Source organism: Paenibacillus sp. 1_12, from assembly GCF_900114475.1.
GTDB lineage: Bacteria > Bacillota > Bacilli > Paenibacillales > NBRC-103111 > Paenibacillus_S.
Genome location: NZ_FOTE01000052.1, coordinates 1 through 7,146 on the forward strand (window position 1 = coordinate 1; position 7,146 = coordinate 7,146).

Sequence of the window (7,146 nt, forward strand, 5' to 3'; positions counted from 1 at the left end):
AATCCGAAGACAAATTAAACCGAGCAGCGGTCTCATTGATGGATGCCCCAAATTCGTTCATGTAATTGAGTACATCTATTTTAAATTGAATCTCGTGATTTGTATACGTTGATGTAATTCCTTCCTCTCCATGCTTTTGATAACGTAATACCCATCTTTTTAGTGGTGCAGTGCTCATATTACGTTCTTCAGCAATTGTCTTATATGACGCTTTACCTTCTAGATAAGCCAGGACAGCTTCTAATTTCTCTTCAGTTGAGTATTTAGCCAAAAAAACTACACCTCCAATTGTTAGACTGTGTCTAACAATTGGGGTGCAGTTCATCACGGCAGCTCCTCTTTTGTTTATTCAAGTAACGGGCTGGATACTTGAATTGGTTGAATTATTTGTCGAATAATAGTAGAGTTAATAAACTATAATTATTTAGATATTGGGGGAATGAAACAATGCAAATTCGTGAAATTGAAGAAAAGGACAATCAAACAATAGAGCGAATTATTAAACGCTCATTGGAATCATTTAACCTAAATATTCCGGGAACAGCATATTTTGACCCTCAACTCAACAGTCTGGCACAATATTACAAGGAACAACCAAATTCAAAGTATTGGGTTGCAGTGAATGAACAAAATGAAGTGGTAGGCGGTGTGGGGATTGCTCCATTCGGGCAGGAGCTGGGAATTTGCGAGTTGCAAAAGCTTTACATTACACCCGAAGCTCAAGGTATGGGTCTGTCGAAGGATCTTATGAAAGAAGCACTCGTCTTCGCCAAGGAACACTATACACACTGTTACTTAGAAACATTGAAGAAACTTCAAGCAGCAAATCTCCTTTACATCAAATTAGGTTTCCAACAACTTGAAAGACCATTAGATGGTTCAGAGCATAATGCTACAGACGCTTGGTTTGTAAAAGATTTATCGTTATTGAGTTAGTGCAATTTTAAGAAATAATTCATTAAACAAACGGGGAACTATAGTTCAATACCGAAAGGGCTGCCGTGAGGCAGCTCTTTGTTCCGCTAACGGGAGTATTGTGCGGTAGTAAAGTCGAATTTTGATCTAGGATTTATAAAAAAAGCAGGCCAAAACAGCCGAAAATACATTGAATACATGTAAACCATATAAACAACGTGTGGCCCTTATTTAAAGGTAGGTTTACATTCTCGTTTAGTAAATATCAACTTAGGTGGAGGATCAGTGTGTTACTCCGCGTTCGATAAGTATTTTCTTAACGATATCGCTTCCTGTCGCTTGATCAGGCAGTTTCGCACCAGCCTCGATGAGGGTTGCTGTTACCGCCGCGTAATCTCCAGAAGGATCCTGGATATGCAAAGACCCCCAGATGCAGCTATTCAATGGCGTTCCGCCAAACTCATTTGTTGCGTGTACAGATGCGCCATGTGCTAGCAGCAATTTAACGATTTCGCGGTTCCCACGACTGGCGGATGAATGAAGTGCTGTCGATGATTGGGGGCTGCGTCGTGCATCAACATTGAATCCAACCTCCAACATTGTGCGGACAGCATCAAGTCGATTATCTCTCGCTGCATCAACAATCAAACTTTCATCGATCGGCTGCAGGGAGGTAATAATATTTGGATGTTCAGATGTTATGGAATGGATTATTTCCGAATCCGCTTGTAAACAAGCAAGCAAAAATTTGTGTTCGGTCGAACTATATCTCAGCATCATTTCGATTACTTCAAAACGATTCAGGCTTTGAGCGAGAAATAACGGACGTGATGATGCACCAATTTTATACTCGTAAATATGTCCGCCGTTTGAATCGCCAGATGTAAAGTTGCCTTTACCAACTTGAGCATTTAGAGCATTCGGATCCGTCTCTAAAATTCGGTAAACCATATCAATATCGTCCAGAATACATGCTATAAAGATATCCGTTTCAGCACCTCGCTCAATGAGATACCTGCATTTTTCCGGATCATCCACAGCCCATTGAGCTGGCGTGCTACCGTGATCAATATCACGCATATCGATTTCCGCACCGTGAGTAAGGAGAAGATCGATAATCTTATGTTCTTTGGCAAAGTGCAGGGGAACTTGCCCATCAGGACCGCGTTGATTAACGACAGAAGGATTCTCTTCTACCATCTTTGATAGCAGCTCCATCATTCCTAATGCAGCGGCTGCATGGGAATCAACATGAGCACCGCGGTCAATAAGATAGCGTGAAAGATCATGATGGTTATGATGCAATACTCCAAATCCTCCAGCCCACCACTGACTTTTAGCATTGATGTCTGCACCATACTCAAGCAATACATCGACCATCTCGCGATTTCCTTGAGAAGCTGCTATAACAATAGCCGGACTATCAAAAGTAAAGCAAGGTAGATTTATCAGAGATACCAGCCATAAATGAGTTTTAAACAGACGTACAACAGTCTCTACATTGTCATTGTTAATCGCTTGTGTTACTTGTAATATGACTTCTTTGTTTTGTTCATTCATTGAAGCAAGAAAATCCCAATTCTTTTCGCGCATAGCAAGTACCCTCCACAACAAATTGTTTCAATCGCTGCTGCCGAATCTCTATTTGAACTGTTTCGTCAACGGATTCTGAGTTCCTTTAAGGATCGATCTCTGTTGGCGAGAATAATGAGTTGAGTGAAGCAAACTTACGTGCAATTGTAAAAAGCGTGTTTGGAGACTCTTTACGCTTGTTACGATCGATGTATTCTTGGGCATTAGTGGGAAAAACAATAAAAATTACGTTCATTATTGTGATTAAATAAATGAATCAAAACATGTCGGGTGACAAGAACATTATCTCATGAATAGCCGCGTAAATCGCGTTTTTTTTATTTTATGGGATCAAGTTCATGTCAAAACTCAATGACATGAACTTGATCCCAATCCCGACGGATCCGGTTCATGGATTTTTTGTTACGCAAACGGGAGATAGCTTAAAGATATTGAAAAAGGAATCTGGTTGTATTTTCCATAATATTAATTATTTCTCAACTAATTGGCAGTACTGTTAAATATGTAATTTACATGTATCGGTCGCATGGTATGATAAATAGGTCATATAATGTTCTGACAATCTGGGGTGTATTGAATTGAAACTTGCTATTTTATCTGATATACATGGAAATTTGACGGCACTAGATGCCGTTCTAAATGATGTTGCTTATGAATCCGTTGATAAGGTAATTTGTTTAGGTGATATTGCTTATAAGGGGCCTGAACCTTCGGAATGTGTCTCGAAAATTCAAAAACTTGATATCCCATGTGTTTATGGAAATACCGATTTATATCTTTTGGGAGCTATGGGTATTAAAAACCTTCAGTCTCACGAGCCTTCCTACATCCCAAGTCCATATGAGTTACCTTACTTGAATTGGCATATCGAACATATGTCAAAATCTGATAATGAATATCTTTCAAAATTACCGTTTGAATACCGTTTTGAAGTAGATGATCAATCGTTTCTTTTCGTGCATGGAACTCCAAAAGATTGTTACTCAGCAATTCAACCACACGATTCGATCCAACACGTCGAATCCAGTATTTCTAATATTAGTGCTGATTGGCTAATCATGGGTCATATACATAAACAGTTTATTTTCCGAAGTGCAAATACTGTTTTGGTGAATACTGGGGCGGTTGGATTTTCATTAGATGGCGATCCGAGAGCAGCTTACGTCACTATAGATACTACACGGGGAAAAGTCACTTTACATAGAGTCAATTATGATATTGAGAAAGCTGTTCAAATTGCTAAAAAAAGAGATTTTTGTTTTTCACCAGAATGGTATGGGGAAGCACTGCGTAAAGGTTGGTGGGAGCCAATTCCCTATCCTGAGCGAGTGAAAATAGATCAGCTCAATCGATAGATTACCCTCAAATATCTAACTGATGAAATCCATAGTGAACATTCTTATATGTTAAAAAAGGCTGTCCGCTAACGGGACAACCTCTTAAATATAACGATAGCTCCACTAGGAAGCCCGAAGCTCGCCAATCACATAGACGTCGAATTTCTTGGTCGAGGTGTTGAGCACCACTATCAAACGGTACGGAACGTCATCCGTAATCGAAGTTATAGTGTCGTTTGGGTGTTGCCGTCACACCTATGTCTGTCAATTGCTAGATAACGGTGAACCGATTGAAAGTATTCAGGGTATGCTTGGGCATGAAATAGCATCTACTAAAGCGAAATAAAATAATCCATAAAAGGATTATTAATGTATTCATCGAATAGTAAAATTTATTGTGAAGCCTTAACCTATTTGGAGAATGGAGTTGATTTGATGAAAAGGCTAGTGATCATTACAGTCGGTAAGACCCACAGCGGGAAAACTACATTTGCTAAAGCTTTAGAACAACAATTGCAGCAATCACTTGTGATTGACCAAGATAACCATGCTGATTTCATCAACACATATTACAAAGCCTTACTACCAAGACAAGGACCTAATATTATCAAGTACAACATCACTCAAACAATTGTAGATTATGCTGTTAATGTGACCCCATTTCATCTAATCCTCTGCAACTCAAATCGCTCTCGCAAAGGTCGCCTGGATCTACTCTCACATTTTAAAAATAAAAGCTTTCACAGCATCCTCGTCAATTTTGATATTCCAGATCATGTTCTTCAAGCACGTGTTACTAATAGTCAGCGAAGCACAAATGTATTTAGAAGTGCTTCAACTTTTGAGGAAGTGCTTATTCGACAACAGGCTGATTCTCATAAAGTCGACGTGGTAGCACCAACAGAAGGAGAAGCTGACCACTTATTTGTAATCAAAAGCGCTGATGATGTTCAGTCAGTTATTGAAAGAATCGTCCATATTGCTCAAGCTTTAGCGTAATACAGACCACAATGAAGTTTGTTTGCTAAGTTAAACCAGCTAATAGTTGTCAAGATTTTTCTCCTATTTCAACTTGAAAACTCAATATCTATGGCGATGCAGAATATTAAGAGAAAAAGGTGTAATTATTGTTAAAATATAGAAATTATAATATGATTCAATTTATGAACGAAGGTAGATGAGGAAATGGAGTTAAAAATGACTATAAAAAACTGACAATTATTTGTTTATATATAAAATGTAAGAATCAGAATGGTTTAGCTTTTCTAGGATATTAAATTCTCGTTATAAACTAAATTATAAGAGGGAGCTCGATATTGTAATGATCGATACACATTTAGAATTAACAGGGACGAGAGTGAAGTTATTACCAATGGATCTTATTCATATCCAAGATCTATTTGAAGTGGGAAAGAGTCCTGATATATGGGCATTGATGCCGGTAGCCAATGAAGTAAAGACTTTAGATCAAATGAAAGAGTTTGTTGAGGAAGCACTCTTATCCAAGGAACAGGCAGGTGCTTTTGGTTTAGAATATCCATTTGTAGTATTAGATCGATTAACAAATAAAATTGTCGGGAGTACAAGGTTTTTAGATATTTCCGAAAAGCATCGAAGCTTAGAAATTGGTTTAACATGGTATTCGCCCGAAGTAAGAAGAACAAAGGTTAATACAGAATGCAAGTATCTCATGTTGAAGTATTGTTTTGAAATGTTAAATCTCATACGTGTGCAGATTAAAACTGATGCACGAAATATTACCGCACAAAAAGCAATTGAAAGAATTGGAGCGAAGAAGGAGGGGGTACTTCGTAATCACAGGGTTCTGAGAGATGGATTTATAAGAGACTCTGTTTTTTACAGCATTACTAAAGAGGAATGGCCAGTTGTAAAGGATAAGCTTGAGAATTTGTTGGAGCAAACATGATGAGCTATCTTGTGATAGTCCATTGCTCATCCAGCGGGCAGTTATGCTTCACAGAATCATATTAATTAAACAACTTAATTGAATAGGAGAAAAAAATGCCGGGAGCGATGATTTTCGATAGGGTTGGAACACTGTTCCAAACAAACAAAATCTTGCGAATGGTCAAGCTAAGTTATCGAACACCCTCAAGCCTAATTTTACGCTTACATAATTGCGAAATTAGGCTTTAATAATTTATGAATGAGGTTCCTTTTTATAGGTTTAAATCCAAGTCATTGGACTTCTAGCTCCTAGTAGTCCCTAGTTCATCAAGCCTTTGTACTAGAAGATTTTCAATATCCTCACTTAGTAGCAATCGTTCAGATGAAAGTGGAGCTAGCTGTAAATTCTCGCCAATCATAACTGAATACATTGAATGTTGGAACATTGTAATGTCATTGGCATCATTACCAAATGCTATATATTCCCCTTCCTGTACACCTAATTTCTGCAATCCACTCCACTTATCAATACCTTTTGGACTTATGTCTAGAACTCCCTCACTCCCGTGATTGTGAACAACAACGTCTTTCTTACGAAGCTGTACCTCGACTTCTTTCATATTAGCTGAAGTAAGCATTAAAATTTTTACGATTGGTCGCAACTCTTCTAACTTAACATGTCTGGCACGTTTTTGAGGATCTAGTTTTTTAAGAATCGGGTGTTCAGCTGGCCCTGTATAGCTATAATTCCAATTACCATCTATTAAATAAGAAACATCAAACGTCTCCATTAATTGAATGACATTGGCGAGTGTTTCTTCATCAAAGCTGACTGTTGATATAATTTCTCCTTTTACCGCAACCATTGAGCCATTGCCACCAATCATTGGGTATTGATGAAAACGCTCATGTAAGACGGGTAGTAAATCGCGTATTGGTCTAGCTGAAGCAAAAATAACCTCATGTCCTAGCGTTACTAATTTCTCTAATGCTTTCAGTAACGTTTCAGTAACTGGTAGTCCTTTAAAGCAAATCGTCCCATCTAAATCAAATACAAATTTCATTTTGTGAACTCCTTATTTTTATTGTTTTTATCATATCAGTTTATTCTATAATGGAAAGGACATATGTCCCAAAAAGGAGCTTATATGAAATATATTCAAAATCATAAGATACTTGAAGAGAAGTTACGAGAGTTTGATATGGAGGAAATGTTTATTCACACAACTAAATCCTCGTTTACATTACAGCTATATGAACCAGATGAGGTTATTCTACATGAAGGGATTGAACTACAATTGATGCTAGACTAGAAATTGGACACTGAGAAACGAGAATGCGACAATAAACTCAACAAAGTCGAGGTGTCCGAGATGAGAAAGAAATATGATAA

The 7,146-nt window shown here is 37.9% G+C and carries 7 protein-coding genes; 4 read left to right on the forward strand and 3 right to left on the reverse strand.

The window, feature by feature from the left end:
- Positions 1 to 271 (reverse strand): helix-turn-helix domain-containing protein (locus BM210_RS33855; protein ID WP_143101178.1); only part of this gene is annotated, 271 nt, incomplete at its 3' end.
- 176 nt (positions 272 to 447) lie between these two features.
- Between BM210_RS33855 and BM210_RS33860 the strand changes: the two genes are divergently transcribed.
- Positions 448 to 936 carry a GNAT family N-acetyltransferase gene (locus BM210_RS33860; protein ID WP_091177067.1) on the forward strand — a complete coding sequence of 163 codons (489 nt, stop codon included), beginning with the start codon at positions 448 to 450 and terminating at the stop codon, positions 934 to 936.
- A 261-nt stretch (positions 937 to 1,197) separates the two neighbouring features.
- Here BM210_RS33860 and BM210_RS33865 read toward each other — a convergent pair whose 3' ends face one another.
- Entirely contained in the window at positions 1,198 to 2,508 is a 1,311-nt protein-coding gene (locus BM210_RS33865) for an ankyrin repeat domain-containing protein (RefSeq protein ID WP_091177068.1), read from the reverse strand.
- Between the two features lie 578 nt (positions 2,509 to 3,086).
- Here BM210_RS33865 and BM210_RS33870 point away from each other — a divergent pair.
- The 3 genes from BM210_RS33870 (at position 3,087) to BM210_RS33885 (ending at position 5,772) form a co-directional block, all read left to right on the forward strand.
- Positions 3,087 to 3,863, forward strand: a complete 777-nt coding sequence (locus BM210_RS33870; RefSeq protein WP_177238178.1) for a metallophosphoesterase family protein — start codon at positions 3,087 to 3,089, stop codon at positions 3,861 to 3,863.
- Between the two features lie 417 nt (positions 3,864 to 4,280).
- Positions 4,281 to 4,844, forward strand: a complete 564-nt coding sequence (locus BM210_RS33880) for an AAA family ATPase (RefSeq protein ID WP_091177072.1) — start codon at positions 4,281 to 4,283, stop codon at positions 4,842 to 4,844.
- A 322-nt stretch (positions 4,845 to 5,166) separates the two neighbouring features.
- A complete protein-coding gene (locus BM210_RS33885; protein ID WP_091177070.1) occupies positions 5,167 to 5,772 on the forward strand; it encodes a GNAT family N-acetyltransferase in 606 nt (201 codons plus the stop codon).
- 283 nt (positions 5,773 to 6,055) lie between these two features.
- On the opposite strand, the gene BM210_RS33890 is transcribed toward BM210_RS33885, so the two are convergent.
- Entirely contained in the window at positions 6,056 to 6,817 is a 762-nt protein-coding gene (locus BM210_RS33890) for an HAD-IIB family hydrolase (protein ID WP_091177071.1), read from the reverse strand.
- Positions 6,818 to 7,146: the final 329 nt, after the last annotated feature.

Excerpts from the sequence above, each read along its gene's own strand:
- BM210_RS33860 (WP_091177067.1), top strand. The coding sequence starts at position 448 with ATGCAAATTCGTGAAATTGAAGAAAAGGACAATCAAACAATAGAGCGA.
- BM210_RS33865 (WP_091177068.1), bottom strand. The coding sequence starts at position 2,508 with ATGCGCGAAAAGAATTGGGATTTTCTTGCTTCAATGAATGAACAAAAC.
- BM210_RS33880 (WP_091177072.1), top strand. The coding sequence starts at position 4,281 with ATGAAAAGGCTAGTGATCATTACAGTCGGTAAGACCCACAGCGGGAAA.
- BM210_RS33885 (WP_091177070.1), top strand. The coding sequence starts at position 5,167 with ATGATCGATACACATTTAGAATTAACAGGGACGAGAGTGAAGTTATTA.
- BM210_RS33890 (WP_091177071.1), bottom strand. The coding sequence starts at position 6,817 with ATGAAATTTGTATTTGATTTAGATGGGACGATTTGCTTTAAAGGACTA.